This window comes from Streptomyces sp. NPDC107471 (genome assembly GCF_055582845.1).
Map to the genome: position 1 here is coordinate 87991 of NZ_JBVJPC010000008.1, position 25880 is coordinate 113870.

The following is a 25880-nucleotide window of genomic DNA, read 5'->3' on the forward strand; positions in this document are numbered from 1 at the left end:
GTCCCGCCCCGTCCAGGTCCCGAGGCCGTACGGTCCGCTCGGTCTGCACTCCGTGTAGGCCGCAGGCGCCCGCCGAAACGCCCGGGGACGGCCGCCCGAGGCTCAGGAGGGGCGCAGGTGCCGCTCCATCCAGTCGGCGGCGGCCCGCCGGAACAGGCGGCGGTTGTCGGCGCGCAGGAAGTCGTGGCCCTCGTCGCGCAGGACCAGGAGCTCGGCGGGGACCCCGCGTTCGCGCGCGGCCCGCACGAACTGTTCCGACTCCCCCGGCGGCACGTTGGTGTCGTGCTCTCCGTGCACGGCGAGCAGCGGGGCCCGCAGCGCGTCGACGCGGCTCATCGGCGACAGGGCGCGCAGCAGGTCGCGGTCCCGCTCCGGGTGGCCGTACTTGTGCGCCGCCGATTCCGCGATCCACGGCTCGGTGCCGGCGAAGAAGGTCAAAAGGTCGGACATGCCGCACACGGCGACTCCGGTGCGGAAGAGGTCCGGGTGCCACACGAGGGAGGCGAAGGTGAGGTAGCCGCCGTACGAGTGCCCCATCACCGCGAGCCGGGTCGGGTCCGCGGGGCCGGCCGTGACCGCGTGCGCCGCGCAGTCCGCGACGTCGTCGAGTGCGGCGAAGCGCCCGGTGCCCAGGTCGGCGTCGACGAAGGACCGGCCGTGTCCGCCGGAGCCGCGGACGTCGGGGGCGAAGACGTCCAGTCCGCGCCCGAGCAGCTCGTGGTAGAGCGGGTCGAGCACCGGGCGCTCCTGGTCCTCGGGGCCGCCGTGCAGGTGGAGCACGCAGGGCGCCGGCTCGTTCGGGGCGCGGCCCGGAGCGCGGTAGTACCAGCCGCTGAGGGGCAGGCCGTCCCGGGCGGCGAGGCGGGTGAGGACGGGGCGCACGGGCGGACGGCCCGGCGGTACGGCGTCCTCGTCCCGGGAGGACCAGGGGGTGCGCAGCAGGGACACGCCTTCGTGGGCCCACCACACGCCGGGGCGGCGTTGTGAGCCGGACAGGGCCAGCAGCAGCCGTCCCGCCCCGGCCGCCGCGACCCGTGTGACGACCTCGTGGGGCAGCGGCACCGGACGGGCCGGTCCGAGGGCGTCCGGGGCACCGGGCGCCGGGGAGGTCTCGACGATGTCGAGTGCGCTGGCGCCGCGCTCGTTCCACGCCAGCACGGCCGTGCGGCCGTCGTGCGCCATCGTGAGCAGTTCGAGGTCGCAGTCCTCGCGTTCGGCCACGACGGTCCGGCCGCGCGGGGTGCCGTCGGCGTCCAGAGCGACGGCGAACAGGGCCGCGTACTCCCGGTCGGCGTCGCTGCGCAGCCACAGGGTCCGCCCGTCGGGCGAGAACCGGCCGATCCACGGGTCACCGTCGGCGACCGGCAGGGTGAAGGTGGTCGCCGCGTCGGACAAGCGCCGGACGAACGCCTCCCGGCGGCCGCGCGGTCCCCGGCGCAGCAGCGCGAACCGGCCGTCGTGGCTGAGGTCGCACACCCGCAGGGTGGGGGCGTCCGGTTCCGCGGCGAGCAGCACGGGTGAGGCCAGGCCGTCGGGGTCGACCAGGTAGGCGGACAGGCCGCCGCCCGCCCGGGTGGCCGGTGTCCCGTCCGGCCCCACGGCGTACCCGGTGGTGCCGAGGAGGGTGGCCCGGCCGTCCCGGGCCGTCCAGTGGCCGTCCGCCTGCGCCGGGGTCGAGGCCGGTGCGGCGAGGGTGACGGCGACGGCCGAGCCGTCGTGGGCCCAGCAGCCGAGGTGGGCGGAGGTGTCCGGGTCGGCTCCGGCGAGCAGGCGGCGGCCGGTGCCGTCGGGTCGTACGCACAGCACCCGGGTGTGCTCACCGCCGCCCGGCGCGGTGGTGTAGGCGATCCAGCGGCCGTCGGGTGACCAGGACACCTCCTTCACGGGGTCCGGGGAGGCGTCGAGCAGCCGGACGTGCTCCCCGTCCACGGGGCCGGCCCAGAGCTGGGGGACGCCGCCCCGGTCACAGATGAAGGCCGCCCGGGTGCCGTCGGGGTCGGCAAAGGGGTACCAGCAGCCGTGCGCGTGCAGCCGGGTCACGGCGTCCCGCGGGCCCTCCGCCACGGGCAGCGGCACCGGGGCGGGGGCCGCCGCGCGGGCCGGCCCCCGTGCCGGTGCGGGTGCCGTCGGGTGCGCGACCCGGGTGTCGTGCTCGCCGGTCACGTGATTCCGTGCGTCTGCAGCCATATCTCCAGTAGTGCCACCTGCCACAGGGCGTTGGCGCCGCGCTTGGTCCGGTGCTCGTCGGGCGCCGCCAGGAGCTCGGCCACGTACGACTCCTGGAAGATGCCCCGCTTCTTCGCCTCGGGCGCCGCGAGCGCCTCGCGCACCCGGTCCAGGACGGGACCGGCCATGTGCCGGATGGCCGGGACCGGGAAGTAGCCCTTGGGCCGGTCGACGACCTCCCGTGGCAGGAGCTTGCGGCCGACCTCCTTCAGTACGCCCTTGCCGTCGTCGGCGAGTTTGAGCTCCGGCGGACAGGCCGCGGCCAGCTCCACCAATTCGTGGTCGAGGAAGGGCACGCGGGCCTCGAGTCCCCAGGCCATGGTCATGTTGTCGACCCGCTTCACCGGGTCGTCGACGAGCATGACGTGCGTGTCCAGGCGCAGTGCCGCGTCCAGGGCGGTCTCCGCGCCCGGACGGGCCATGTGGTCCTCGACGAAACGGCCCGACACGTCGTCCGGGAGCAGCATGTGCGGCTGGAGGATGCCCGCGAGGTCGGCGTGCGGGCGGTCGAAGTACGTCTCGGCGTACTGCCGCGGCTCGTCCTCGCGGGCGACGGCGGCGAGCTCGGGGTACCAGTGGTACCCGGCGAACACCTCGTCGGCGCCCTGTCCGCTCTGCACGACCTTCACCTCCTTGGCGACCTGCTCGGACAGCAGGTGGAAGGCGACCACGTCGTGGCTGATCATCGGTTCGCTCATCGCGGCGACGGCGTCGTCCAGGGCGGTCGAGACGCGCTGCGAGGGCACCATCATCCGACGGTGGTCCGTGCCGAACTCCCGGGCGACCAGGTCCGAGTAGCGGAACTCGTCGCCCTGTTCCCCGCCCTCGGCCTCGAAGCCCACGCTGAAGGTCTTCAGGCCGCGCTGGCCCTCCTCGGCGAGCAGCGCGACGATCAGGCTGGAGTCCAGGCCGCCGGAGAGCAGCACGCCGACCGGGACGTCGGAGACCATCCGGCGGCGTACCGCCGTGCGCAGTGCCTCCAGCACCGCGTCCCGCCACTCGTCGGGGCCCATGCCCGCGTACTCGGCCCGTCGGGTGTACGACGGCTGCCAGTAGCGGTGGTCGTGGTGGCTGCCGTCCGGTTCGACGACCCGGACGGTGGCCGGCGGCAGTTTGCGCACGCCCTTGAGGACGGTGTGCGGCGGGGCGACCGTGGCGTGCCAGCTCAGGTACTGGTGGACGGCCACCGGGTCGACGGAGGTGTCCACGTCGCCGGCGGCCAGGAGGGCGGGCAGCGAGGAGGCGAACCGCAGGCGGTCCGGCGTCGGGGCCAGGTACAGCGGTTTGATCCCCAGCCGGTCGCGGCCCAGCACGACACGGCCGGTGCGGTGCTCGACGAGCGCGAACGCGAACATGCCGTGGAAGTGCTCCACGCAGGCGGTCCCCCACTGCCGGTAGGCGTGGAGCACGACCTCGGTGTCGGACGTCGACCGGAAGCGGTGCCCGAGGCGTGCGAGTTCCTCGCGCAGCTCCTGGTAGTTGTAGACGCAGCCGTTGAAGACGCCGGTGATCTCGTCGTCGGCGTCGGTCATCGGCTGGGCGCCGAGGTCGGACAGGTCGATGATCTTCAGCCGCCGGTGTCCCAGCGCCACCGCGCCCCGGGTCCAGACGCCCTGGCCGTCGGGCCCGCGGGCGGCGAGCCGGTCGCTCATGCGCTCGACGGCCGCGAGGTCGGGCCGGCTGCCGTCGAAGCGGATCTCGCCGCTCAGACCGCACATGACACGCCGCCCCCTTCCCGGGAACCGACGGCCGGGAGCCGGGAGGCAGGACCCGGATCGCGCCTGCCGGTCGCGACCCGGGCGGAATTGCTGGACATGACGGAATCACTCCTCAGGGTTGTCGGATGAAGTACGCGTCGGCGGGACGCCCGCCGCGCGGGAGGGGATCAGCTCCCCAGGACCTCCGGCGCACCGGAACCGGCGGCCCCCGCCGCGAAGCGCGGGACCTTCCTGCGGGCGACGGGGGCCGGCCTGCGGTGCCGGCGCTCGCCACGGGTCTCCGAGATCAGCAGGTCGGTGCAGGCCAGCAGGTCCTCCTCGCGCGCCTTGCGGCGGATGCGCTCGGCGGCGCTGCCGTCCGCCAGGGCCCCCTCGGCGAGATCCCTGGCGGTCTGCCAGTCGCCGTGGGCCTCGAGGGCGGGCCGCAACCGGGCGAGCAGGGCGCGTACGACGTCGGCGGCGGGCGCTTCCCGGTGGGTCCGGGGATCGACGAGGGCGCCCTCCAGGCCGGAGCGGGCGGCCCGCCAGGTGGCGCCGCGCAGCCATTCGTGGCGGCCGTCGCACATCGGCGCACCGGAGGCGCGCCGTTCGAGGGCCTCGGTCACCAGGGCGCGGAAGAGGCCGGCGACGAGCACGACGGTCTCCGCGCGCGGGCAGGCGTCGCAGATGCGCAGTTCCAGGGTCCGCAGATGCGCGGAGGGGCGGACGTCGTAGTAGATCATCCCCGGGTCGCTGATGACCCCGGCCCGGACCAGGTCGTCCACCGCGGCGTCGTAGGCGGCCGCGTCGGTGAAGCAGCCGACGGGCCCGGCGGTGGGCCAGCGCTGCCAGAGCAGGGTGCGCCAGCTCGCGTAGCCGGTGTCGGCCCCCTGCCAGAACGGCGAGCTGGCGGACAGCGCCAGCAGCACGGGCAGCCAGGGCGAGACCGCGCACATCACCTGCACGGCCGTGTCGCGGTCGGGTATGTCCACGTGCACCTGGGCGCCGCAGATGAGCTGCTCGTCGGCCACCTGGCGGTACTCCTCGACCATGTGCCGGTAGCGTGCGCCGCCGGTGGGGTGTCCGGAGGCGGCCGGGGCCAGGGGCGCCGTGCCCGCGGCCGCGACCGCCAGCCCCAGGGAGGTGGCGGCCGCGTCGAGCCGCCGTCTGGTTCTGACGAGGTCGGTGTACAGGCCGGCCAGGGAGGCGTGCACCCCGCTGTTCGACTCCACGGTGGACTGGTGCAGTTCCGTGGTGAAGGTGTCCTGGGGAAGCCGCCGCAGGACCGCGTCGGCCCGCGGCACGAGCAGCCCGCTCTCCAGTTCCAGGATGTGGAACTCCTCCTCCACTCCAATGCGCATGGCCACAGTCGCTCCTCGAGGTGTTGCCGTCGGTACCGCCCCTCGCGGGGTGAACCCCAAGTGCCCAGGAGATCGCCGGATAAGCGTGGCTTTGCGCGTTTGGAGAAGGAGATCCACAGATGAGCGGGTTCGCAGGTCAGCGGTCCGTGGTCCGGCCGACCAGCGCGCCGTACGCGAGCTGCAGCGCGTCCGCCCCGGCCAGTGCCGCCAGCGCGCCCATGGCGGTGCGGGTCGCGCGGGGCCACAGGAGCCGGCCGGCGGTCAGGGTCGACGCCACCCAGACGCTCATGCAGAACGGGCAGGTCACCAGCTCGCCCACGGTCTCCTTGCCGGTCTCGGACCGCGCCTCCTCGTGCAGTTCGGCGGGGCCCTGCGGCCCGACGTACGTCGTGAAGGGTGCGCGCAGCGGGCTGGTCACCGACGCCTTGCTGAGCAGCCGGCTGAGCCGGAAGGTGGCCACCGACGTCAGGAGCACGTCCCAGGGCTCGGGCCGCTCGGGCAGGGGGCGCCCGCGCAGCCGTACGGCGGTGGCCCAGCCGGCCGTGTACGCGCCGAACGCCGCCATGGCGCCGAGGTAGCCGCGCAGGGGCCGGTCTCCCTCGCCCGCGTAGTCGCGGCCGGTGCGGCGCAGGAACGCCTGCGCGCGGCGTCCGATGCGGTGGTCAGTGGGTGTGGCCATGGGCGGGTCCCCGTCCTGCTGCGTTCTGGTACCTGTCCGGGTCCCGGCGGGCCCCGGTTCGCTCGTCCCGTCCGTCTTCCCCGTCGTGCCGGATCAGTCGCACCTCGACCTGTCCGTCGGTGACCCGGGTGTCGAAGGCCGGCTGGGGGGCGAGGGCAGGGCCGCGGACGTTCAGGCCGTCCGAGAGCCGGAAGACGCTGCCGTGCCAGGGGCACCGCACGCATCCGTCCTCCACCGTCCCCTCGGAGAGCGGTCCGGCCAGGTGGCTGCACCGGTCGGCCAGAGCGTGGATCGCCCCGTCGCTCTCGCGCACCACCACGACCGGCACGTCGTCCACGGCGCGCCGCACCGGCACCCCGGGCGGGAAGTCGGCCAGGGCGCCGATCCGGTGCCAGCGGTCGGTGACGACATGGGGCACGGCCTCGGCGTGGTTGACCCCGGCGGCCTGTCGGTAGGCCAGGTGGCCGCCCAGCATGCCGCCCGTTCCCACCGCCGCGAGGCCCAGGTGGCCGAGGGTCCGGCCCGCGCGCGCCCGACCGGTGAGCCGGCAGGCGAGGGAGGCCGTGTACAGGCCGACGGCCGCCGTGTTGGACACCGCGTGCACCAGCCCGACGCGCATTTGCGGGCGCTGCAGTTCCGCCCAGTCCACGGCGCCCGTGAGCGCGGCGGGCACGGCCGCGGCGAGGCCGAGGCCCACCAGCAGGCCGGCGTCGCGGGGGCGCCCCCCGCGCAGGTCCAGGACCGCGGCGGACAGCCAGCTACCGATCGGCACCTGCACCAGCAGCGGGTGGACGGGATGCCCCAGCCACTTGCCGTGCAGCACGTCCCGGCCGCGCCCCAGCGGCAGGGACCGTACCCCCGCCTGGAGTGTGTCGATCAACGGGTCCTGCCGCTGTTCCCGCTCCAGACGGGCGAGCAGCCGCAGGACTCTGTTCTCTCGTGTACGTGGATGACGTCGTCGCGCGCTCATGGGCTGCCGGGTCTCCCCCAGCACGGGCGGCAAACGAGCGGGCTGATCAGGACTTGGACACCGCGTGGCGCGGCGCCCTTCCGGAGAAAGCGGCGTGGTGGGCGGGCCGGGTCGTACCGGCGGGCTCCACGCGCCGCAGCCACCGGGAGGCCATGGCCAGCAGTGTCGTGAAGACGGTCAGGAGCAGCACGGACGTCCACATGGGCCGGCTGCCGGGAGCGTCCCACATCGTCCAGGCCGACGAGGCCGTCCACAGGACGACTCCGGCCGCGTAGAAGGACCGAATGCGGCGCAGTTGCCTCGCCGCCCTGCCCACCGTGGGGTCGTCAGTGTGTGTCATGCCGAGCCGTGTACCCCGATCAACGCGGTCCACCGGTCGCGGAGTCGACGGGTGAGGGACCTTCAGCGATCAATGGGGGGAAGGTGGGCCAGGCTGGTTTCGCGCAGGACGCGGTCGACCGTCCCGGCGAGGGTGCTGTCGGCCCCGACGACGGTCTCGCTGCCGTCGGGGAGCAGGTCCAACTCCCGGTACCAATCGCGCAGTTGGGGTTCGCTCACCTCGTGGGCGATCGGTTTGCCGGCGTGCCGGGCGAGGGTCTGCTCGAACGGCACGTGCAGGTAGTAGCAGTGGGTCGGGCCGCGGTGGTCGGCCCGCAGCCGGGCGAGCATCTCGCCGTACCGGTCGGCGTACAGGATGCCCTCCACCACCACGTGGAAGCCGGCGTCCAGCGCGTAGCGCGCGGTCAGTTCGATCAGGCCGATGTTCGCCGCGCCGGGCCGGTCCCGCTCCCGCAGTACGGTCCGGCGCAGGTTGTCCTGGCCGACCAGGGCCAGGCCGCGGCCGAAGCGGTCACGCAGACCCGCCGCGACGCTCGACTTCCCCGAGGCGGAGTTGCCGCGCAGGACGATCAGCCGGGTCTCCTCCGTGCCCACCATGACGGTCAACCTACCGGGAGAGCCTGCCGGTCGGGTCGACGGCGTCGGCCGGGGCGACTCCGCGCCTCGAAACCGCGTTCCCCCAGGGGCCCGTGCGTGTGACACAAGGGCAGAACAGGACAGGTCCCCTGCGTAGTATCACTACGACATAGGCGTGCGGCAGACGCTGCCACCGCACATCCGGAAGCAGGCGACACGGCACGCCCCGCCCAGGAAGAGGTGCGAGCCATGTCCGAATCCGCTCCCGAGACCACCGAGTTGACCTCGCAGTACAGCACCCAGGTGGCCGGTGACCTCGAACGCAACCTCAAGGAACAGGAGCGCCTCAGCGGCGAGATCGAGGCGCTCCAGGGCCAGTTGGCCGCCCTGCGGCACGATCACACCGTCCTGCAGAACATCCAGCAGGTCCTGGGCACTCCGTCGCCGGCCGTCGCGTCGCCCGCACCGGCCGAAGCGACGGTGCCCGCTCCCCGCAAGAAGAAGAGCACCGGCCGGGACAAGCCGACGGGCACCCGGAAGGCCGCGGCACCGGCCCGGGAGCGGACCGCGAAGAAGACGGCCGGGGAGCCCGCGAAGAAGACGGCCGGGGAGCGGACCGCGAAAAAGACGGCCGCGACGGCGTCGCCCGCACGCTCGGCGCCCACCCTCGTCGACCTGGTCCGCGAGCACCTGGCGGGGCAGAAGGAGCCGCGCTCGGCGGCCGAGGTCTCCGCCGAGCTCGGCCGGCTGCACAAGGACCGCACGATCAAGACCACCGTCGTCCGCACCACGCTCGAAGGGCTCGTGGCACGCAACCAGGCCCAGCGCACCAAGCAGGGCACCTCGGTCTTCTACACCACGCCCGACGCGGGTGAGGCCGCCGCGCACACCGAGGACGACGCGCGGCAGTCGGACTGACGAGCCGCCCCGTGACGCCTGTTCAGCCGGACCGGCGCGCCGGCCGCAGACCGTTCCCCTGCCGTCCGGCGGCCGCGAGGACCGCGGCCGCCGCGCCGGTGCCCAGGACGGCCCCGGCGATCACGTCGCCCGGGTAGTGCACGCCGGTGTGGATCCGCGAGTAGCCCACCGCGCAGGCCAGCAGGCCCAGCGGCACCGTGGCGACGGGGAGCGCGGGTCCGACCGCCGCCGCGAAGGCGACCGCGGACGCCGTGTGCCCGGAGGGGAAGGACGCGGACTCGGGCATCGGCACGTGCCGCCCCGGGAACGGCGAGTCCTCCGCCCGGTGCGGGCGCCGACGGCGCACCAGGCGCTTGCCGAGCATGTTCGCGCTCGCCGAGGCGACCCCGATGGCCGCGACGCCGAGGGCGGCGGCACGCCGTGGCTTGCCCGGCCACAGGGCGAGCAGCCCGGCGATCGTGAACGAGATCTTGGAGTGGTCGGCCGCGGCCGACAGCCGCCGCAGGGCTTCGTCCAGGGCCGGTGTCCGGGTGACCGTGACGGCCTCGTACAGCGCCTGGTCGAGGGCGGCGAGATCCCTCAACAGCTCTCCGGAGGTGCGCTGTTCGCGCTGCGGTCGGTCAAGCATCGCTCTGCTCCTGGTTCTTGACGGCCGGGGTGGGGGTCCGGTCGAGGGCGAGCCGCACGACACGGCGCCAGTCGACGGACGGGGCAGTGTACGGCGCTCCGGGACGGTCCTTCGGCACCCGTACCCGCAGGGCCCTGGGTCGTACGGTGCACACGACCGGCTGGGGCAGCAGCAGGGCCTCGCCGTCGACGGCGACCGGGATCGTCTCCGTGTCGGCCGTGACGGTGACCTGGCGCGCGGTCGACGAGGTGATGCCGCTGGCCCGCTCCCCCCGCAGGGCGATCTCGGCGGCCTGCACCGCGCTGTCGATCTTCAGGGCGATCACCCCGAGTCGGCCCCCGTCGAGGTGCGATCTGCGGCCGGCGCCCAGCGGGTCGGCCAGCACATAGGGGTTGTTGCTCACCAGCAGCGCGTGCGGGGCGTCGAGCAGTTCGCCGTCCGCCGTGGCGGTCAGTTGCGCTCCGGCCCCGCCGACCAGCAGGTCCGGCAGCAGGTCGAGGGTGGTGGACGCCTTGGCGTCGCGGTACTCGGGGCTCTGCACGATCTCCGCGTACGTCCCGAACGAGACCGTGTTCACGAAGGATCGGCCCCCCACGTCGCCCAGGTCGACACGGATCTCCACACCGTGCGTGAGGGCGGCGAGTCCGCTCGCCGGATCGTCGCGGTCCAGGCCCAGGTCCATCGCGAAGTGGTTGCGGGTACCGGCGGCCAGCACCATGAACGGCACGTCGTGCTCGGCGGCCACCCCGGCCACCAGGGCCTGCGTGCCGTCCCCGCCCGCCACGCCGAGCAGGTCCGCGCCCTCCGCGAGGGCCTGGCGGGCCAGCGCCGCCGGGTCGGGGTCGCTGTCGACGTCGAGGAGGATCACCCGGGCGCCCAACGCCTCGGCCCGCTCGACGAGCGTGTGCTCGACGACCTTGCCGCCGCCCGACAGCGGGTTCATGATCAGGACCGGTCGGCGGGGCGGCCGGACCGGTCGGGAGTGCGTACTGCGGGGTGCCCGCAGCCGGCGCAGGGCGCTGCGGGCGCAGGCCAGTGCGGCCACCCACAGGCCGAGCGCCGACGCGGCGAACGGCCACAGGCCGGACACCGCGTACAGGACCAGGACGGCCACGGGCGAGGCCACCGCCAGGAGGGCGCCGCACAGCCGTGCCAGGCCCCGGTGGGCCAGCGCCCACCAGATGCCCGCGCCGGCCAGGGCGAGGCCCACGAGGCCCAGCGGCAGGAGCAGCCACTGCCCCGCGGCCAGCACGGCCGCGACCACTCCCGCCAGGCACAGCAGCGCCAGTCGGGCCAGCGTCCGCGCCGCGGTGCCGGAGCCGTTCGGCTCCACCTCGTTCATCGTTCGGGTCGCCTCTCACGCTCGGTGGCCCAACGATCTCATGACGGTGCTCTCGCCGCCGGTGCCGTCCTGGTCCCTCGGTCGTTCAGCGGGTCACGACGTGCCGCTCGTCCGGCACGCAGTGGGTCATGGTCAGGCCCTCGACGTCCCGCGGCGGGTTCTTGCCGAGGTTCGACAGCCGCTTGCGGTCCTCGTCGGTGAGGTCCTGGCCGGCCAGCGGTTCGAGTCCCGCCACGTCCTCGGGGCTGATGCCGAGGCCGTCGCCGATCCTCAGCCCGAGGTCGTTCTCGACCAGCAGGAAGTGCCACACCATGCGTTCCTGCACGGGCCGGTCGCACTGGGCGAGCAGGCCGGTGAGGTTCTTGACGAGGTCGTCGCGCTCCCAGTCCTCCAGCAGGAGGTACCGCTGGCCCGCCTGGAGGTAGTCGTTGGTGCGGGGGATGCGCTTGCGGGTGAGCCGGCCGTGGATCTCCGGGCCCTGTTCGTCCTGCGTCGGGTACTGCCCCTCGCGCAGACCGCCGGTGATGGACGGCTCGTAGTTGACGATCGGGTTCTCCCCGCCGCCGTCCACGTGGTAGGTCATCTGGCCGTCGCGCTGGTTGGTGCGCACCTCGGCGTTCTTCGCCTGGTTGACGGGGAGCTGGAGGTAGTTCGGGCCGACCCGGTAGCGCTGGGTGTCGCTGTACGAGAAGGTCCGGCCGACCAGCATCTTGTCGTCGGAGAAGTCCAGTCCGTCGACGAGGACCCCGGTGCCGAAGGAGATCTGCTCGTTCTCCGCGAAGAAGTTCTCCGGCATCCGGTCGAGGACCATCCGGCCCACCGGCTTGGGCGGGAACTCCTGCTCGGGCCAGGTCTTGGTGTCGTCCAGCGGGTCGAAGTCCAGCTCGGGGTGCTCGTGGTCGTCCATGATCTGGACCAGGAGCTCCCACTCGGGGTGGTCACCGCGGGCGACCGCCTCGTACAGGTCCTTGGTGGCGTGGCCGAGCGAGTCGGCCTGCACGTTGGCGGCGTCCTCCTCGGTCATCGAGCGGACGCCCTGCTTGGGCATCCAGTGGTACTTGACCAGCTTGGTCTCGCCGTCGGCGTTGACCCACTTGTAGGTGTTGACGCCGAAGCCCTGCATGTGGCGGTAGTCCGCGGGGATGCCGCGCGGGCTGAACAGGTTGACCAGCATGTGCATCGACTCCGGCGTCTGCGACATGAAGTCGAAGATGCGGCGCGGCTGCTGCTCGAAGGTGACCGGGTCGGGCTTGAGGGCGTGGATGACGTCCGGGAACTTGATCGCGTCCCGGATGAAGAAGACGCCCAGGTTGTTGCCCACCAGGTCCCAGTTGCCGTCCTCGGTGTAGAACTTCACGGCGAAACCGCGGGGGTCTCGGGCGGCCTCCGAGGAGTCGCGCCCGCCGATGACGGTGGAGAAGCGGACCGCCAGGTCGGTGCGCTTGCCGCGCTCCTGGAACAGCTTGGCCCGGGTGTACCTGCTGATCGGTTCGTCGCCCCAGGCGCCGTAGGCCTCGAAGTAGCCGTAGGCGGTCACGCCGCGGGCGTGCACGACGCGCTCGGGGATGCGTTCCCGGTCGAAGTGGCTGATCTTCTCCAGGAACTGGTAGTTCTCCAGGGTCGCGGGCCCGCGGGCGCCGACGGTGCGCTGGTTCTGGTTGTCGTGGACCGGGTGGCCCTGGCGGTTGGTGAGCACCTTGCGGTCGTCCGCCGGAGCGGGACCGGTACCGGACACGTCCGTCATGATCGGGGACTCCTTAGGTTCTCGGGTTCTCGGCTGGGGGCAGCCCCTGGCACAGCGGGCAGCCTCCGGCCGGTGTTCGGCGGATCACCCGGGTACCCGATCGGCTCGCACCACTCACGTCACGCGCCCGCTACCAGCGAGTCGTCCTTGGGACGGGTGAGGGAACCGGACAACTGACGGCGGGCCGCGGCCAGGGCCGACTCGATGTCACGGGTGCCCGTGGCTATGCACAGCGTGTAGGACACGTCCTCCAGACGCTGACGTGCTCCTTCGCTGCCCTCCTCCGCGTGCAGGACGTGCAGCGCCTCGTAGCGCTCCAGCAGGTCGGTGAGAAGGGCGGGGTGGGCCATGAGCATGATTCGCTCCTCCATGTGCGCAGTGGGAGTACGGGCGGTCGTGTCCGCCGCGTCACTCGGACTGTTGCGGAGAGGGCCTCGACGGGCACGCACCAGGAGAGCCGCGTTCGGCCGCCTCCGCGGTGGGCCTGTGATCCCAAGCACCTGAACCGCCGAATGCCCTGGCGATCCGAGCTCAAACCAGTCCTGCCATCTTCCACCCTCAGCGGCCGTCGTGCCCGCCGAGGAGTCAGTCCCGGCGGGCGTCGACGTCGCCGTTCACCGTGGTCAGCGTCATGGTGTGGGCGCGGTCGGCCTCGCGCACGGGGACTGAGACGGTGGCCCGGCCGTTGTCGGTGGCCGCGGTGACCCGGTAGGGCGGGCTGTCGTGGGGCACGGTGACGTCGACCGAGCCGTTGACGGTGGCGGCGCTGACACCCGAGGGGACCGCGGCGCATCCGACGACCACGTCACCGTTCGTGGTCGCCGCGTGCACCCGGCGCGCCTCCACGCTCGTCGCGCGCACGGAGCCGTTGCGGGTGGACAGCCGTACGTCGGCGTCCTCGCGGCCGGAACGGGTCACCGTCACATCGCCGTTGACGGTCGTGATGTCCAGGGCGGCGGCGACGCCCGCCACGTCGACGCCGGCGTTGCGGGCGGTGGCCGTGACGCGGACGCCGTCGGGGATCTCCACGTACGGCATCCGTGGGCAGTTCCCGTCCCCCGTGCTCCGGCACGACAGGTCGAGGGTCCACACCTTGCCGTGGTGGGACCAGTGGCCGTCGACGCGGTCGTCGACGGTGACGCCGCGGCCGTCCGCCGGGCGCAGTCGCAGGCCGTTGTCGGTGGCGATCACCACCTGTTCGCCGGAGCCCGCGACCCGGAGTGCGCCGGCGGCCCCCGGGCCACCGGACGCCCCGTCGTGATCGTCGCTGCACGCCCCGGCGAGGGGCAGGGACGCCAGGACCAGCATCAGGCGCGTGAGGCGCCGTTTCGGGATCGCCTTCATACCCCGTCGGATGCCCCGGTTCGCCGTGGGCATGGCAGACGCGGACGGCGGGCCGGGTGGCAGGCCCGGTCTACGGCACCGGGACCGTGTCCGTCTCCGTCGCGCCCTCCTGCGCCGCGAGGGCCTTGTTGCGGCGGACGGAGGACCAGAAGGACCAGCCGATGAGGATCACGCCTACCAGGCCGGTGATGATCTCGTTGATCTGGTACTGGATGGTGACCATGAGGATCACGGCGAGGGCGCCGATGGCGTAGTGGGCGCCGTGCTCCAGGTAGACGTAGTCGTCGAGGGTGCCCTGGCGGACCAGGTACACGGTCAGCGACCGGACGTACATCGCGCCGATACCCAGGCCGAGCGCCATCAGGACGATGTCGTTGGTGATGGCGAAGGCGCCGATGACCCCGTCGAAGGAGAACGAGGCGTCCAGGACCTCCAGGTACAGGAACATGAAGAACGCCGCCTTGCCGGCCAGTTGGACCGCCGAACCGGTCCCGCCGGAGCGTTCGGCCTCCTTCTCGCGTTCCTCCTCGTCCTCCAGCCTGTCCTCGAAGTAACCGGAGAGGCCGCCGACCACCATGTAGGTGATCAGACCCGCGATGCCCGAGATCAGGACCGTCTGCGCCTTGTCGACGTGTGCGCCACCGTGCTGGTGGGCGTGGGTCGCGAAGATGAAGGCCGTGATCAGCAGGACGATCAGGGCGATGCAGACCGACAGCATATCGACCTTGCCGAGCTTGGCCAGCGGCCGCTCCAGCCAGGCCAGCCACTTGATGTCCCGGTCCTCGAAGACGAAGTCCAGGAAGATCATCAGCAGGAACATGCCACCGAACGCGGCGATCGCCGGGTGCGCGTCGGTGACGAGCTGCTGGTAGCGGTCCTTGTCGGTCAGGGCCAGGTGGACCGCGTCGTACGGATTGAGCTTCGCGGTGATCGCGACGATGACGACGGGGAAGACCAGCCGCATGCCGAACACGGCGATCAGGACGCCGACGGTGAGGAAGATCCGCTGCCAGAAGGCGTTCATCTTCTTCAGGATCCCGGCGTTGACCACCGCGTTGTCGAACGACAGGGAGATCTCCAGCACCGCGAGGATCGCCACGACGCCGAACGCGGCCCAGCCGTCGTACAGCACTCCCGCGGCCAGGCCGAGCGCGGTGACCGCGAACGCCCAGCGGAAGGTCTTCAGAATCACTGGCACCAAGTCCTGTTGTCGGGTGGTCGCGGAGAGCGGGGGCGCGAACGGCCCGTGGACCACGGGCGTTGTCTATCACGGTCGTGGACGGCCAGGAGGGCACGGGGTGCCTGAACCGCCCGGTGGCCGGCGGCCCGGTTCACGGTCTGGAGGGCGCCCGTACGGCGAGCAGGGCGACGTCGTCGTCGTTGCGCACGTGCCGCACCCGGCGCAGCACCTGGTCGGTGAAGGACGCAAGCGGGCGGTGGGCCAGCGCGGCGGCGTGCCGGCGCAGGTGCTGGAGCCCCTCGTCGAGGGGCCGCCCGACCGCCTCGATCAGGCCGTCGGTGTAAAGCAGCAGGGTGGAGCCGGGCGGCAGCAGGGCGGTCGCGTCGGTGCGGGGGGTGGTCACTCCGGTGCCCAGGAGGATGCCGTGGCCGTCGGTGAGGTAGTGGGCCAGGCCGTCGTGGGTGATCAGCAGGGGCGGCGGGTGGCCGGCGTTGGTCCAGCTCAGCTCCCAGTGGCCGTCGTCCCGTTCCTCCAGCCGGGCGAAGACCATGGTGGCCATGGTGACGTCGGTGATGTGCATGACCGCCTCGTCGAGCCGGGCGACGATCCGGCTCGGCGGCTCCCTGTGGGACCAGGCGTAGGCGCGGAGCATGTTGCGCAGTTGGGCCATGCCGGCCGCGGCCTCCAGGTCGTGGCCGACGACGTCCCCGACGGCCAGCGCGGTGGCGCCGTCGGAGAGGGTGAAGGCGTCGTACCAGTCGCCGCCGACCTGTGAGGCGTCGGGAGCGGGCAGGTAGCGGGCGGTCATCTGGAGCCCGGGCACCCGGGGCATCTGGGGCAGCAGGTGGTTCTGCATGGTCTCGGCGACCTTGCGCTGACGCTGGTACAGACGTGCGTTGTCCAGGGCGAGGCCGGCCCGGCGGGCGATGTCCTCGATCAGCGGGAGGTCGGCGGTCGTGAAGTCCACCGGGTCCTTGGCCCGCCCCAGGGTCAGCGCGCCCAGGACGGCGCGGGTGCTGCGTATGGGGGCGATGGCGGCGGAGCGGATGCCGGTGGCCTCGAACAGGCGGCGCTGTTCCACCGCGATCCCCGAGTCCGGCTCCCGCTGGTAGGTCTGCGGGCCGGCCAAAGTGGAGGCGACCCCGCGCAGTGCCCTGGACAGGGGCATCGGCGACTCCTCCGGCACCGGCGGCATCGGTCCCTGGAGGTCCTCGTGGCGCACCAGGCTGTCGCCCTCGGCGTGGACGACGGCGGTGCGCCACACCTCGTCGCGCTCGGTGATCAGGTCGACGACGGCCCAGTCCGCCAGTCGGGGCACGACCAGGGCCACCAGCCGCCGCAGCGTCTCCTCGACGTCGAGCGTGGACGTCAGGCGGGTGGTGGTCTCCGCCAGCAGGGCGAGTCGCTCCAGCTCCGGCATCGGCTGGGCCGAGGGCTGCGGCCGGCTGTCGGTCTCCGGCGCGCGCCGGGCGTGGACGAGCACGAGGGTGCCGGCCGCCCGGCCGTCCACGTCGTACGGCGTGACCAGCCACGAGACGGGCAGCAGGGAGCCGTCGCCGCACTCGAAGTGGTCCTCGTCGCCCTGGGCGGTGCGCCCGGCGTGGAAGGCCTGCCGCATGCTGCACCGGCTCCGCGGCAGGAGATGGCCGTGGGCGTCCCGGTGCAGCAGGTCGTGGGCGTCCTTGCCGAGGAACTCCGCGGCGGGTCGGCCCAGCAACTGCACGGCGTGGGTGTTCACGGCGACGACATGGCCCTCTTCGTCCACGACGTAGGCCGCGGTCCCTATGGCGTCCAGTGCCCGGGTGAGCTCGGCAGCGGGAGCTGCCAGTGGTCGTCTCCCGACGGTCCCCGTGTCCTCCACCCCTGCCATGTCGCCCTCTCCTCGCTGGTCGGACGCCGCTCCGTGCCGGTCCGTGGCGTGTTCATCCGGCGTCCTGCTCCTTCCCGGATGCCCCGTTGCCCATGTATCCAGCCTCGCCGGTGAACGGGCACGCGCAAGCGGGGTCGGCGGGGACGAGGGTACGCGGATCCGGCCGGGTGGGCTCAGGGCCGGAGGCGGGGCCCGCGTCGGTGCGGAGGTCCGTGCCCGGGGGCGCGGCGCCAAAGCGCCGTCCAGCGCGCCCCCTGGCGCTTCGGTGCGCTGGGCGCGCGTGGCCGAATTCCCGCCGCCCGCAAGGGACTTGGTCGCCGACTGGGTATCCGTTGAGGTGACGGGTGCGTCCGGGCGGCATGGGGAGGGCTGGGCTGTGGCACGCCTATCGTGGACGTCCGACCCCTTCCCGTCGCGCCGACCTGGGAAAAGGCACGTCGTGCGCGCACTGCGGGCCCAGGGGCGCTACGGTCCGAGGCTTCGTGACGTGCTGCCCGCCTTCATCGGTGTCGTGGCGGCGGTGTGCGCGGTGGCGGCCCTGCTCGCCGCGGGGTACCGCGCCGCGGGGATCGTCGTCCCCGTCGCGGGTGTCGCCCTCCTGGCCCTGGTCGTCACGGCCGCGGTACGGCACGGGCGCCCCGACGCCCGGCGCCGGCTGGGTTACTACACCCCGGACGAGCTGCTCGAGCTGGACACCCAGGAACTCGCGCTGGCGGTGGCGCGGATGCTGCGCCGGGACGGCTGGCGGGTACGGCTGGTGCCGGCACCGGACCGGCCGCGCCTGTGCGCCCGGGACGCGGCAGGGCGCCGGATCGACGTGGCCTTCCGGCCGGTGGCGGAGCCCCTCCCGGACGAGGACGCGCCGCATCCCCACCCGCACCGCGGGGGCCAGGGGTCGCCGCTGCGTCTGGTCGTGCACCGGGGGGTCTTCAGCGCGCGTGACATCCGGTGGGCCCGCAGGGAACGGACCATCCGCCTGCTCGACGGTTCCGCTCTGCGGCGGTGGGCGGCGGGTGCCCGTCTCAACGACCTGCTGTCGCAGGAACGCTGACAGGACGTCGACGGGTCCCCGCCGCGAGGATGCGCCTCCTGGCCCGCCGCCCCTCCGGCGTCAGATCCGGCCGCCGGTCAGGCGGGTGAGGGGACCGTGCGTGTGACGTCCCGCACGCCGGCCCACCGCGTACGACGTGGCGGTCAGCGCGGTCAGGCCCGCGCCCACGCCCGCCGCGATGAGCTTGCGCTGGGCGATCACCGTCCAGGCCGTCTTGGCGACGGCGGCGGCCTGCCCCGAGGCGGCGATGACGGTCTGACGGCCGGCCTCGACGCTCTTGGCCGCGGTCTGCGCGGCCCCGGCCGCGGTCTTCGCCGTCCGCTCCGTCGCCTTGGTGCCCGCTGACGCGGCGTCACCCGCCTTGTCGGCGGCCTTGTTCGCCGCCTTCGTGGCCGGGGCGGTGGCCTTGGCCGTGCTGCGCCGGGCCTTCGCCGCCGTCCGGGTGGTCGCGGAATCTTGGTTCGTCTGCTCGTTCGATTCACTCATGGACATCGCGTTACCGCTCGCTCCGACGGCAAACACCCTCCGCCGGGGGCGATTTCACGGCCGGGTGCCACCGGTGGCCGCCACGCACAGCGACGGCCCGGTGCCGTCACGCACCGGGCCGTCGTCCGTGGCCGGTCAGCCGATGTGGAAGCTGTCGCCGTAGACCTTCCAGTCGAGGGGCGGGTTCAGGTCGAGGTTGCCCTGGCGCAGGAAGACGCGTTGGGCGGTGTCGACGCGGCTGGTGTCGCTGTGCGCCTCCTCCTGCTTCATCGCCCACACCCGTGCGTCGAGGAACGCGTTCAGGTACGTCGTCTCGTTGCCGCCCTGCGCCGGGGGCCTGGCCGTGCGCAGGGCCCGGCTGCGGATGCTGCTGAAGCTGGTCGAGTCGCCGCCGTCGCCGTGCATGACGATGGCGTCGTAGTAGGCGAACTGGCCGAGCGCGCGCAGCCCGTCCGCTTTGCCCTGCCGGACGGCGGGGTTGAAGTAGACGCGGTCGCGTTCGTCGTTCTGCGCCTGCTGGAACGCCGTGTCGCGGGCGGCCTTCGCCCAGTCGCCGGTGAAGTTCGGGTCGAGGCCGTCGTGGGAGTCGGTGCCGTCGACGCGGCGCAGCGCCGGCAGGTACTTGGCCAGGACGTTGCCGGGCTTGCGGTCGGCGTAGAGCTGGACGAGGTCGAGCATGTCCCCGGTGCCGGAGCAGAAGCCGATGATGCCGGCGGTGTAGCCGCGGCCGTCGCCTATGTCCTCGATGTACTGGTACTGCGCCTTCCAGTCGAGCGAGGAGTTCTCCGCGCTCGACACCAGCTTCATGGCGATCTCCTTCTTCGCGGGGTCGTCGAGGCCCGGTGCGGCCGCGGGTGCCGCCGTGGCGGCACCGGAGCCGAGGACGCCGACGCAGGTCGCCGCCCCCATGAGGGCGAGGAGGGTGCGACGGGACGGGTGGGTGGTCGCGGGCACTGTCTCAGGTTCCACGGGGACTCCAAGTGGAGGTGGGGGGTGGAGAGTTGGTTCAGACCTGATTGTTAGGAACGTTTCCTACCAGTGCGGGAAGCGATCAGTAACCCACCGCGTGGGAACTTCGTAGGTTCGAACGAATGACGGTCGCCACTACGGGAGTTCGAGCGACCGCGAAGGCGACGGTCAGTCGCTCGTGGCGTCCTTGACGAACACGAGGCCGTCGAGGCCCGTCAGTTGGGCCGGGTCGAGCGGCGCGTAGCCGAACCAGGGGGACACGCGGGGCGGGAGCGGGGTGTCGCCGAGTACGGCGGCCAGGCCCCGGGGGTCGACGAGGCAGGGGTCTGCCGGGAGGTCGTACAGGAGTCCCTCGACGGTGTTCCGCGGTGGTGTGTCCACTCCCTGGTGCCGGATCGTGCCGAGGGCCGTGGCCACGAAGGCGTACGCGTCGCCGAGCCGGGCGCCGGCCAGCGCGCCGGCGCTCCACCACTCCACCGGCCCCTCCCACATCCGCATCGAGCTCTTCTCCCGTTGCAGATGGGAGTTGTGGGCACTGACGAGCACCGGTCCCCCGGCGGCCACGGCGAGGAGGTTGTGGGCCATCATCGCGTCCCGCAGCGCGCACAGGCGCGTCATGCGGGCCGGGGACGCGTCCGCCATCGCGTGGTGGTAGCGCAGCAGCCCGGTCGCCGTACGCCCGTACAGGCACGCCCGGTCCCAGTCGTCCCGCGGGGTCGCCGTGACCAGGTGCGGTGCCTGGACGTCGAGCAGGGTCACCAGGTCGTCCGCGAGCAGCCGCAGCCGGTCCGCATCGGCCGACCGCCCGACCGACCGCGCCGGGTCCCTCATGGCGGCGGGGTCGGTCCACCGGTCGTCGGCGCCCAGCAGCCGGTCGAGTGTCGGCGCGGTGCACGGGAGCAGGTCCGCGTCCACGTGCGCCGCGAGGTAGTCGTGCAGAGCGGTGAGGGCCTGGCGGGGGCTCGCGGCGGCGGTGATCTCCAGCGGGCCGTCCAGGCCGGCGAAGCGGACCCGCTCGGACGCCGGCCGGCCGTCGTTGTGCGCGCGCATCCAGCGCACGAGAGCACGGTTGCCCGCGAAGGCGCCCCAGCCGTGGCTGAAACCGTGCTCCATGACCTCGTCGAGGGTGCCGGTGCCCGAGGTGACGTAGTCGTCCACCGTCACGCCCGCCAGGCAGTCGCTCTCGATCGCGATCGTCCGGAAGCCCTCCTGCTCGACGAGCTGCCGGAAGAGTTCGTTGCGCAGCGCGAGGAGGGTGTCCTCGCCGTGGGTGGGCTCGCCCAGGGCGAGCACCCGGGGCCGGCCCGGGAGCAGTTCCCTGAGGGCGGCAGCGTCGACGGCACGGGCGGTTTCCTTGATGTCAGTCGCCATGCCGTCAACGCTATCGTTGAACCTTCGGTTGAGACTTTTCCGCGATATGGTCCCTGACGTGGGAAGAAAGCTTCAAAACGAGGGGCGCCTCAGGCCGGTCGACCTGGCCCGCGGACACGGCCTGTCGACGCAGGCGGTCCGGAACTACGAGGAGGCCGGCATCCTCCCGGCCGCCGACCGCACGCCCCACGGCTACCGGGTCTACACCCCGCTGCACGCGGCTGCCCTGCGGGCCTTCCTCGCCCTGCTGCCGGGCCACGGCCACCGCACGGCGTCGGCGATCATGCGGGCGGTGAACGAGGGCGCGGTCGAGGACGCGTTCCGTCTCCTGGACGAGAGTCACGCCGAGCTCCTCGACGACCGGCGGACCCTCGGGGCCGTGGAGCGGGCGCTGCGCGACCTGGACGCCGGCACGGCGTCGGAGCCCGTCGCGCAGGCGGGGTTCGGGTCCGGGGGAACGTTCATCGGGCCGCTGGCCGACCGGCTCGGGATCCGGCCCGCGACCCTGCGCAAGTGGGAGCGCGCCGGGCTGGTGCGGCCGCACCGGGACGCGGTGACCGGATACCGCGTCTACGACGAGGCGGCCGTACGGGACGCCCGGCTGACCCATCAGCTCAGGCGCGGCGGACATCTCCTGGAGCAGATCGCGCCACTGATCGCCCGGGTACGGGAGGCCGGCGGCCTGGAACCGCTGGAGGGGGCCCTGCGCGACTGGCACGGCCGGCTGTCCGCCCGCGGCCGGGCGATGCTCGCCGGGGCCGCGGAGCTGGAGGCGTACCTCCGCGAGCGCGGATGACCGCCAGGACACCGACCGTATGCGTCAGGGGCGGCCGAGGACCGCTCCCTGCCGGGCCGCCGGTCGGGCGGCGGCCTCAGAAGTGGCGCGGCAGGCGGACGACCTGGACGAAGAAGTCGTCGATCTGGCGGACCGCGGCGATGAACTGGTCCAGGTCGACGGGCTTGGTGACGTACGCGTTGGCGTGCAGCTTGTAGCTGCGCAGGATGTCCTCCTCGGCCGCCGAGGTGGTGAGCACGACGACGGGGATGTGCGACAGCTCCGGGTCGGACTTGATCTTCTCCAGGACCTGACGGCCGTCGTACTTGGGGAGGTTGAGGTCGAGCAGGATGAGATCGGGCTGCGGCGCCTCCGTGTGGTCGCCGCGGCGGTAGAGGAAGTCCAGCGCCTCCTCGCCGTCCCGGACCACATGGAGGGTGTTGCCGATCTTGTTGTCCTCGAACGCCTCACGGGTCATCAACTCGTCGCCGGGGTCGTCCTCGACGAGGAGCACGTCAATGGGGTTGGCGGCGGGGGTGGTCATGTCAGAACCTTCTCCTCGGTGCCGATTCCGGACGCCTCCGGCTGCTCGGCGATGGACGGGAGGGTGAAGCAGAAGCGCGTGCCGTCCGTGTGCGTGGTGTCGATCCAGATCTTGCCACCATGCTGCTCCACGATCTTCTTGCACAGTGCCAGACCGATGCCGGTACCACCGTAGGCGTCCCGGCCGTGCAGCCGCTGGAAGATGACGAACACCTTCTCCGTGAACTGCTCGGGGATGCCGATGCCGTTGTCCGTCACGGTCATGAGGAGGTTTCCGGGCTCGTCAGGGTCCGTTCCGCAGGTGATGGAGACGTGCGGAGTGCGGTCGGGGTGGCGGAACTTGAGGGCGTTGCCGACCAGGTTCTGCCAGAGCATCGCGAAGAGGGTCGGGTCCCCGACGACCTCGGGCAGGCGGTCCGGGCGGTCGATCCGGGCACCGGACTCCTCCACGGCGGTCCCGAGGTTGGCCAGCGCCTTGTCCAGAGCCTGGTCGAGGCCGACGGGCACCCGGGCGTCGTTGACCCGTCCGACCCGGGAGAAGGTCAGCAGGTCGTTGATGAGGACCTGCATGCGCCGCGCCCCGTCCACCGCGAAGTCGATGTACTGCCGGCCGCGGTCGTCGAGGACCTCGCCGTAACGCTTCTCCAGCAGTTGGCAGAAGGAGGCGACCTTGCGCAGCGGCTCCTGCAGGTCGTGGGAGGCGACGTAGGCGAACTGCTCCAGTTCCGCGTTGGACCGGCGCAGTTCCTCGGCCTGGGCGTCCAGGTCGGCGGCTTGTCTGGTCAGTTCCTGCTCCTGGGCGCGGGAGGCCTCGAGTTCGGCCACGACATGCCAGCGCATGCCCTCCACGGCGTTGGCCACCGCGGTGAGGTCGGCCGGGCCGGCGCCGGTGATGACGTACGAGAAGTCGCCGCCCGCCACCCGCCTGGACGCCGTGCTCAGCGCGTCCAGCGGGCGGGTCACCAGGACCCGGACCAGGACCGCGCAGGCGACGCCGGCCAGCAGGAAGACCGCGACCATGCCGACCAGGATCGAGTCGCGCAGGGTGCGTTCGTGCGCGAGGTGGGCACGGCCCTCCTGCACCGCCGTCGCCAGGTCGGTGTTCTGCTTGGCCCACAGGGCGCGCAGCCGGTCGAACTCCTTCTTGCCCTGGTCGGCCTTCTGCTGGTCCAGCGGCTTCGGACGGCCGGGCGTGACGGAGGCCGCGAGCGGTTCGGCGTAGCTGCGGCGCCAGTCGGCGGCCTGGGTCTCGATCGCGTTCAGGTCCGCCAGCAGTTCGGGCCGGTCGTCGAGGAACGCGCGCAGTCGGGCCACCGAGGCCGCCTCGTCCCGCTTCCCCTGGGTGTACGGGGCGAGGAACTGCCGGTCGGCGGCGATCGCGTAGCCGCGGATGCCGGACTCCTGGTTGGCCAGCGCCGCCTGCAGCCGGTACGCCTCGGTCTGGGCGGGCTGGACGCGGCGCAGCAGTTGGTCGCTCACGTCCGCGGTCCGGCCGAGGAGGCCGGCGCCGACCACGCTGCCGATCACCACCAGCAGCGTCATGGCGGCCAGCAGCAGGTAGAACCACCCCTGCACCGTCAGCCGGCGCCCCCTGCGCACCGCGCCCATAACCCGCCTCACCTTGTGGTCAGACACCGTGCTCCCACTCACTCAGTTCCAGTTCAGATGGACGACGGCCACGTCGTCCGCCAGGCCGCCCCGCGCTTCGGCGAGGCTCTCGGCGCGCTCGATCAGCCGGTCCACGAAGGGCTCCGGCTCCAGATCGGCCGCCTCCCGGGCGAGGGCCAGCAGGCCCTCCTCGCCGAGGCGTTCCGTACCGCGGCTCACATGTCCCTCGAAGAGGCCGTCGGTGAAGAGGACCACCGACGTGCCCGCCGGGACCGGCAGTTCCGCCGTCGGCCACCACGCGCCGCCGGGGACCATGCCCAGGGCGGGGCCGCCGGGCACCTCGACCCAGTCCACGTCCGTCCCGGTGCGCCGGAGCAGGCCGTGATGCCCGGCGCGTACGACGTGGGCCCGCTGCTCGCCCGGTACGGCGGCCAGACTCACGAGGGTCGCGAAGACCTCGTCGCGGGCCCGCTCGGCCATCAGCAGTTCCTCGAGGCGGGCCATCTGCTCGGCGCCGGTGATCCCGCTGAGGACGAGGGTGCGCCAGGCGATCCGCAGGGCGACGCCGAGGGCGGCTTCGTCCGGGCCGTGCCCGGAGACGTCCCCGATGAGGGCGTGGAGGGTGCCGTCGGCGCTCTGGACGATGTCGTAGAAGTCGCCGCCCAGCAGTGTCTGCGCGCGTCCGGGCCGGTAGCGGGCCACGACCTGGACGCCTTCGGCACGCAGGAGGGGGCGGGGCAGCAGGCCGCGCTCCAGGCGGGAGTTCTCCTGTGCCTGGAGGGCGCCGGCCTGGAGGGCCACCGCTGCCTGCTCGGTCTGCTTGCGCTGGATGGCGTAGCGCACCGCCCGCCCGAACAGCTCGGGCTCCACCCGGCCCTTGACGAGGTAATCCTGGGCGCCGGCCGCGACCGCGGCGAGACCGGTCTGCTCCTCGGCGAGCCCGGTGAGGACCACGATGGCGACCTGTGGGGCCAGCCCCTTGACCAGGGAGACCGCCTCGAGTCCGTGGGCGTCCGGCAGGTGCAGGTCGAGCAGGACGCAGTCGGGGGTCTCGGTGGCCAGCACCTCGGCGGCCTCGGTCATCGACCGGACCCATCGCAGCCCCATCTTCACGGCGCCGTCGACGACCAGTTCCTCCACGAGCAACGCGTCACCGGGATCGTCCTCCACCAGGAGAACCGACGGCTCCCAGTGCTCCCACGCCGTCTCGGCACCGGCTGCCGTCGCCGACACCAGGTCGGCAGCCTCAGTCCCCGAGATCACTCTCGTCCCGGCCTCCCCACTCCATGCTTGTCGCCTGCCACCGGCCGTTGCCCAGGACAACGACGGGTACGCGGTCAGAGCGACGATCCGATCTTCACCCGTCGCCCACGGCAGTGGACGGCGCGTCCACCCGTGGGCCGGTCCTCGGGCGGTCCGGTGGCCGCCTGGGTACTCCTGATGCTCGTGGCCGATCTCACTCCGCGGTCAGATCCTCGCCGGAGCCGGAGCCGGAGCCGAAGCCGGGGCCAGGGAGACGAGCGGGCGGCCGTCGGCGTCACGCCGAGCGTGCTCGGGCCCGGTGCCGCCCCGCATGGGGTCGGCCGCATTCAGCCCCGCCGCTTCTGTGCCAGTCGTCACTGACGTCGTCATCGTCCGCCCATCCCGAGATTCCGGTGTTCTGGCCGCGCTTACCCCCGACCGGCGGGTCCATGCCGGAACGGTTCCAGAAAACCAACCCGGGGCACACGCCTCCTCCACATCCGGAGTCCTGGCGCCCCCTCGGTTCCGATCGGCCTCACGGGGAACCGGGTAGGACGTCAGAAAGGAGTCCCCGTGACCACCTACGTCATCACCGTCCCCGGTACTTTCCTGCGGGACGTGCCCGACAGCGTCCGCTCGGACATCGGACGGAGGCTGCGGCCTCAGGACCCCCGGAACACCGACCTCGGGGAGAGCGAGGAACTGAGTGTGCTGACCCTGGAGGACGACGGCATGTTCGCCGCCCGGGTCGAGGTGGAGGCCCCCGACCGCTTGCAGGCCGAGGCCGAGGCGGTACGGCTGGTCTCCCGGGCCCTGCGCGACAGCGGTCTGGAGGAGAAGGACGCCCCGTTGGGTCCCGCGGTCGTGACCGGCATCGACAGCGAGCTCTGAGGCCGGCGGCGAAGCGGGCCTTCCGGTTCGCGGCCGGTCCGGGGGATGGCGCCGTGGGATGCGGCGGGCG

The 25880-nt window shown here is 72.9% G+C and carries 24 protein-coding genes; 4 read left to right on the plus strand and 20 right to left on the minus strand.

The annotated features are described in order from the left end of the window. Positions 1-102: 102 nt before the first annotated feature. The 7 genes from ACZ66S_RS26240 to ACZ66S_RS26270 all read right to left on the minus strand — a co-directional run bounded on the left by ACZ66S_RS26240 (position 103) and on the right by ACZ66S_RS26270 (position 7869). Positions 103-2187, minus strand: a complete 2085-nt coding sequence (locus ACZ66S_RS26240; RefSeq protein ID WP_469903973.1) for a S9 family peptidase — start codon at positions 2185-2187, stop codon at positions 103-105. Beyond that, the gene (locus tag ACZ66S_RS26245; RefSeq protein WP_469903974.1) at positions 2160-3944 is read right to left on the minus strand and encodes an N-acetylglutaminylglutamine amidotransferase; all 1785 of its coding nucleotides are present in this window, start codon (positions 3942-3944) and stop codon (positions 2160-2162) included. Before ACZ66S_RS26245 ends, ACZ66S_RS26240 begins: the two co-directional genes overlap by 28 nt. 167 nt (positions 3945-4111) lie before the next feature. Continuing rightward, positions 4112-5284 (minus strand): carboxylate-amine ligase, encoded by a 1173-nt coding sequence (locus ACZ66S_RS26250; RefSeq protein WP_469903975.1) that lies wholly within the window; start codon positions 5282-5284, stop codon positions 4112-4114. A 136-nt stretch (positions 5285-5420) separates the two neighbouring features. Beyond that, entirely contained in the window at positions 5421-5963 is a 543-nt protein-coding gene (locus ACZ66S_RS26255; RefSeq protein ID WP_469903976.1) for a DUF1360 domain-containing protein, read from the minus strand. After that, positions 5947-6933, minus strand: a complete 987-nt coding sequence (locus ACZ66S_RS26260; protein ID WP_469903977.1) for a Rieske (2Fe-2S) protein — start codon at positions 6931-6933, stop codon at positions 5947-5949. Before ACZ66S_RS26260 ends, ACZ66S_RS26255 begins: the two co-directional genes overlap by 17 nt. A 46-nt stretch (positions 6934-6979) precedes the next feature. After that, positions 6980-7273 carry a hypothetical protein gene (locus tag ACZ66S_RS26265; protein ID WP_469903978.1) on the minus strand — a complete coding sequence of 98 codons (294 nt, stop codon included), beginning with the start codon at positions 7271-7273 and terminating at the stop codon, positions 6980-6982. Between the two features lie 62 nt (positions 7274-7335). Further along, positions 7336-7869: an AAA family ATPase gene (locus ACZ66S_RS26270; RefSeq protein WP_469903979.1), complete on the minus strand. Its 534-nt coding sequence runs from the start codon at positions 7867-7869 to the stop codon at positions 7336-7338. Between the two features lie 228 nt (positions 7870-8097). Here ACZ66S_RS26270 and ACZ66S_RS26275 point away from each other — a divergent pair, with 228 nt between their 5' ends. Then, positions 8098-8766, plus strand: coding sequence for a hypothetical protein (locus tag ACZ66S_RS26275; protein ID WP_469903980.1), 669 nt, complete (start codon positions 8098-8100; stop codon positions 8764-8766). Positions 8767-8788: 22 nt separating this feature from the next. Here ACZ66S_RS26275 and ACZ66S_RS26280 read toward each other — a convergent pair whose 3' ends face one another. From ACZ66S_RS26280 to ACZ66S_RS26310, 7 genes are all read right to left on the minus strand, one after another. Then, a complete protein-coding gene (locus tag ACZ66S_RS26280) occupies positions 8789-9394 on the minus strand; it encodes a phosphatase PAP2 family protein (RefSeq protein WP_469903981.1) in 606 nt (201 codons plus the stop codon). After that, complete coding sequence (locus tag ACZ66S_RS26285; protein ID WP_469903982.1) at positions 9387-10736, minus strand: diacylglycerol/lipid kinase family protein; 1350 nt, start codon at positions 10734-10736, stop codon at positions 9387-9389. Before ACZ66S_RS26285 ends, ACZ66S_RS26280 begins: the two co-directional genes overlap by 8 nt. Before the next feature lie 85 nt (positions 10737-10821). Beyond that, on the minus strand, positions 10822-12480 hold the full coding sequence (locus tag ACZ66S_RS26290; protein ID WP_469903983.1) for a catalase: 1659 nt from the start codon (positions 12478-12480) through the stop codon (positions 10822-10824). A 119-nt stretch (positions 12481-12599) separates the two neighbouring features. Beyond that, positions 12600-12836 carry a DUF5133 domain-containing protein gene (locus ACZ66S_RS26295; RefSeq protein ID WP_469904330.1) on the minus strand — a complete coding sequence of 79 codons (237 nt, stop codon included), beginning with the start codon at positions 12834-12836 and terminating at the stop codon, positions 12600-12602. Between the two features lie 229 nt (positions 12837-13065). Then, complete coding sequence (locus tag ACZ66S_RS26300; protein ID WP_469903984.1) at positions 13066-13824, minus strand: DUF4097 family beta strand repeat-containing protein; 759 nt, start codon at positions 13822-13824, stop codon at positions 13066-13068. A 70-nt stretch (positions 13825-13894) separates the two neighbouring features. Further along, positions 13895-15016 (minus strand): DUF475 domain-containing protein, encoded by a 1122-nt coding sequence (locus tag ACZ66S_RS26305; RefSeq protein WP_469903985.1) that lies wholly within the window; start codon positions 15014-15016, stop codon positions 13895-13897. A 139-nt stretch (positions 15017-15155) separates the two neighbouring features. After that, complete coding sequence (locus ACZ66S_RS26310; protein ID WP_469903986.1) at positions 15156-16874, minus strand: PP2C family protein-serine/threonine phosphatase; 1719 nt, start codon at positions 16872-16874, stop codon at positions 15156-15158. A 439-nt stretch (positions 16875-17313) separates the two neighbouring features. Between ACZ66S_RS26310 and ACZ66S_RS26315 the strand changes: the two genes are divergently transcribed. Beyond that, positions 17314-17925: a hypothetical protein gene (locus ACZ66S_RS26315; RefSeq protein ID WP_469903987.1), complete on the plus strand. Its 612-nt coding sequence runs from the start codon at positions 17314-17316 to the stop codon at positions 17923-17925. 60 nt (positions 17926-17985) lie between these two features. Here ACZ66S_RS26315 and ACZ66S_RS26320 read toward each other — a convergent pair whose 3' ends face one another. The 3 genes from ACZ66S_RS26320 to ACZ66S_RS26330 form a co-directional block, all read right to left on the minus strand. Beyond that, a complete protein-coding gene (locus ACZ66S_RS26320; protein ID WP_469903988.1) occupies positions 17986-18417 on the minus strand; it encodes a hypothetical protein in 432 nt (143 codons plus the stop codon). A gap of 129 nt (positions 18418-18546) precedes the next feature. Beyond that, on the minus strand, positions 18547-19320 hold the full coding sequence (locus ACZ66S_RS26325) for a chitosanase (RefSeq protein WP_469904331.1): 774 nt from the start codon (positions 19318-19320) through the stop codon (positions 18547-18549). A gap of 228 nt (positions 19321-19548) precedes the next feature. After that, on the minus strand, positions 19549-20751 hold the full coding sequence (locus ACZ66S_RS26330) for an erythromycin esterase family protein (protein WP_469903989.1): 1203 nt from the start codon (positions 20749-20751) through the stop codon (positions 19549-19551). Positions 20752-20809: 58 nt separating this feature from the next. Between ACZ66S_RS26330 and ACZ66S_RS26335 the strand changes: the two genes are divergently transcribed. After that, positions 20810-21547, plus strand: coding sequence for a TioE family transcriptional regulator (locus ACZ66S_RS26335; RefSeq protein ID WP_469903990.1), 738 nt, complete (start codon positions 20810-20812; stop codon positions 21545-21547). Positions 21548-21623: 76 nt separating this feature from the next. On the opposite strand, the gene ACZ66S_RS26340 is transcribed toward ACZ66S_RS26335, so the two are convergent. The 3 genes from ACZ66S_RS26340 to ACZ66S_RS26350 are packed head-to-tail and all read right to left on the minus strand — an operon-like array spanning position 21624 to position 24940. Next, positions 21624-22070, minus strand: a complete 447-nt coding sequence (locus ACZ66S_RS26340) for a response regulator (protein WP_365460734.1) — start codon at positions 22068-22070, stop codon at positions 21624-21626. Next, complete coding sequence (locus ACZ66S_RS26345; RefSeq protein ID WP_469903991.1) at positions 22067-23677, minus strand: sensor histidine kinase; 1611 nt, start codon at positions 23675-23677, stop codon at positions 22067-22069. Before ACZ66S_RS26345 ends, ACZ66S_RS26340 begins: the two co-directional genes overlap by 4 nt. 42 nt (positions 23678-23719) lie before the next feature. Next, on the minus strand, positions 23720-24940 hold the full coding sequence (locus tag ACZ66S_RS26350; protein ID WP_469903992.1) for a PP2C family protein-serine/threonine phosphatase: 1221 nt from the start codon (positions 24938-24940) through the stop codon (positions 23720-23722). A 552-nt stretch (positions 24941-25492) separates the two neighbouring features. Here ACZ66S_RS26350 and ACZ66S_RS26355 point away from each other — a divergent pair. Further along, positions 25493-25810 carry a hypothetical protein gene (locus ACZ66S_RS26355; RefSeq protein WP_469903993.1) on the plus strand — a complete coding sequence of 106 codons (318 nt, stop codon included), beginning with the start codon at positions 25493-25495 and terminating at the stop codon, positions 25808-25810. Positions 25811-25880: the final 70 nt, after the last annotated feature.

Coding starts and splice junctions, on each gene's coding strand:
- ACZ66S_RS26310 (WP_469903986.1), bottom strand. CDS start 16,874: ATGGCAGGGGTGGAGGACACGGGGACCGTCGGGAGACGACCACTGGCA.
- ACZ66S_RS26295 (WP_469904330.1), bottom strand. CDS start 12,836: ATGCTCATGGCCCACCCCGCCCTTCTCACCGACCTGCTGGAGCGCTAC.
- ACZ66S_RS26260 (WP_469903977.1), bottom strand. CDS start 6,933: ATGAGCGCGCGACGACGTCATCCACGTACACGAGAGAACAGAGTCCTG.
- ACZ66S_RS26345 (WP_469903991.1), bottom strand. CDS start 23,677: ATGGGCGCGGTGCGCAGGGGGCGCCGGCTGACGGTGCAGGGGTGGTTC.
- ACZ66S_RS26290 (WP_469903983.1), bottom strand. CDS start 12,480: ATGACGGACGTGTCCGGTACCGGTCCCGCTCCGGCGGACGACCGCAAG.
- ACZ66S_RS26265 (WP_469903978.1), bottom strand. CDS start 7,273: ATGACACACACTGACGACCCCACGGTGGGCAGGGCGGCGAGGCAACTG.
- ACZ66S_RS26280 (WP_469903981.1), bottom strand. CDS start 9,394: ATGCTTGACCGACCGCAGCGCGAACAGCGCACCTCCGGAGAGCTGTTG.
- ACZ66S_RS26325 (WP_469904331.1), bottom strand. CDS start 19,320: ATGGGGGCGGCGACCTGCGTCGGCGTCCTCGGCTCCGGTGCCGCCACG.
- ACZ66S_RS26270 (WP_469903979.1), bottom strand. CDS start 7,869: ATGGTGGGCACGGAGGAGACCCGGCTGATCGTCCTGCGCGGCAACTCC.
- ACZ66S_RS26250 (WP_469903975.1), bottom strand. CDS start 5,284: ATGCGCATTGGAGTGGAGGAGGAGTTCCACATCCTGGAACTGGAGAGC.
- ACZ66S_RS26340 (WP_365460734.1), bottom strand. CDS start 22,070: ATGACCACCCCCGCCGCCAACCCCATTGACGTGCTCCTCGTCGAGGAC.
- ACZ66S_RS26240 (WP_469903973.1), bottom strand. CDS start 2,187: ATGGCTGCAGACGCACGGAATCACGTGACCGGCGAGCACGACACCCGG.
- ACZ66S_RS26275 (WP_469903980.1), top strand. CDS start 8,098: ATGTCCGAATCCGCTCCCGAGACCACCGAGTTGACCTCGCAGTACAGC.
- ACZ66S_RS26255 (WP_469903976.1), bottom strand. CDS start 5,963: ATGGCCACACCCACTGACCACCGCATCGGACGCCGCGCGCAGGCGTTC.
- ACZ66S_RS26285 (WP_469903982.1), bottom strand. CDS start 10,736: ATGAACGAGGTGGAGCCGAACGGCTCCGGCACCGCGGCGCGGACGCTG.
- ACZ66S_RS26300 (WP_469903984.1), bottom strand. CDS start 13,824: ATGAAGGCGATCCCGAAACGGCGCCTCACGCGCCTGATGCTGGTCCTG.
- ACZ66S_RS26320 (WP_469903988.1), bottom strand. CDS start 18,417: ATGTCCATGAGTGAATCGAACGAGCAGACGAACCAAGATTCCGCGACC.
- ACZ66S_RS26245 (WP_469903974.1), bottom strand. CDS start 3,944: ATGTGCGGTCTGAGCGGCGAGATCCGCTTCGACGGCAGCCGGCCCGAC.
- ACZ66S_RS26330 (WP_469903989.1), bottom strand. CDS start 20,751: ATGGCGACTGACATCAAGGAAACCGCCCGTGCCGTCGACGCTGCCGCC.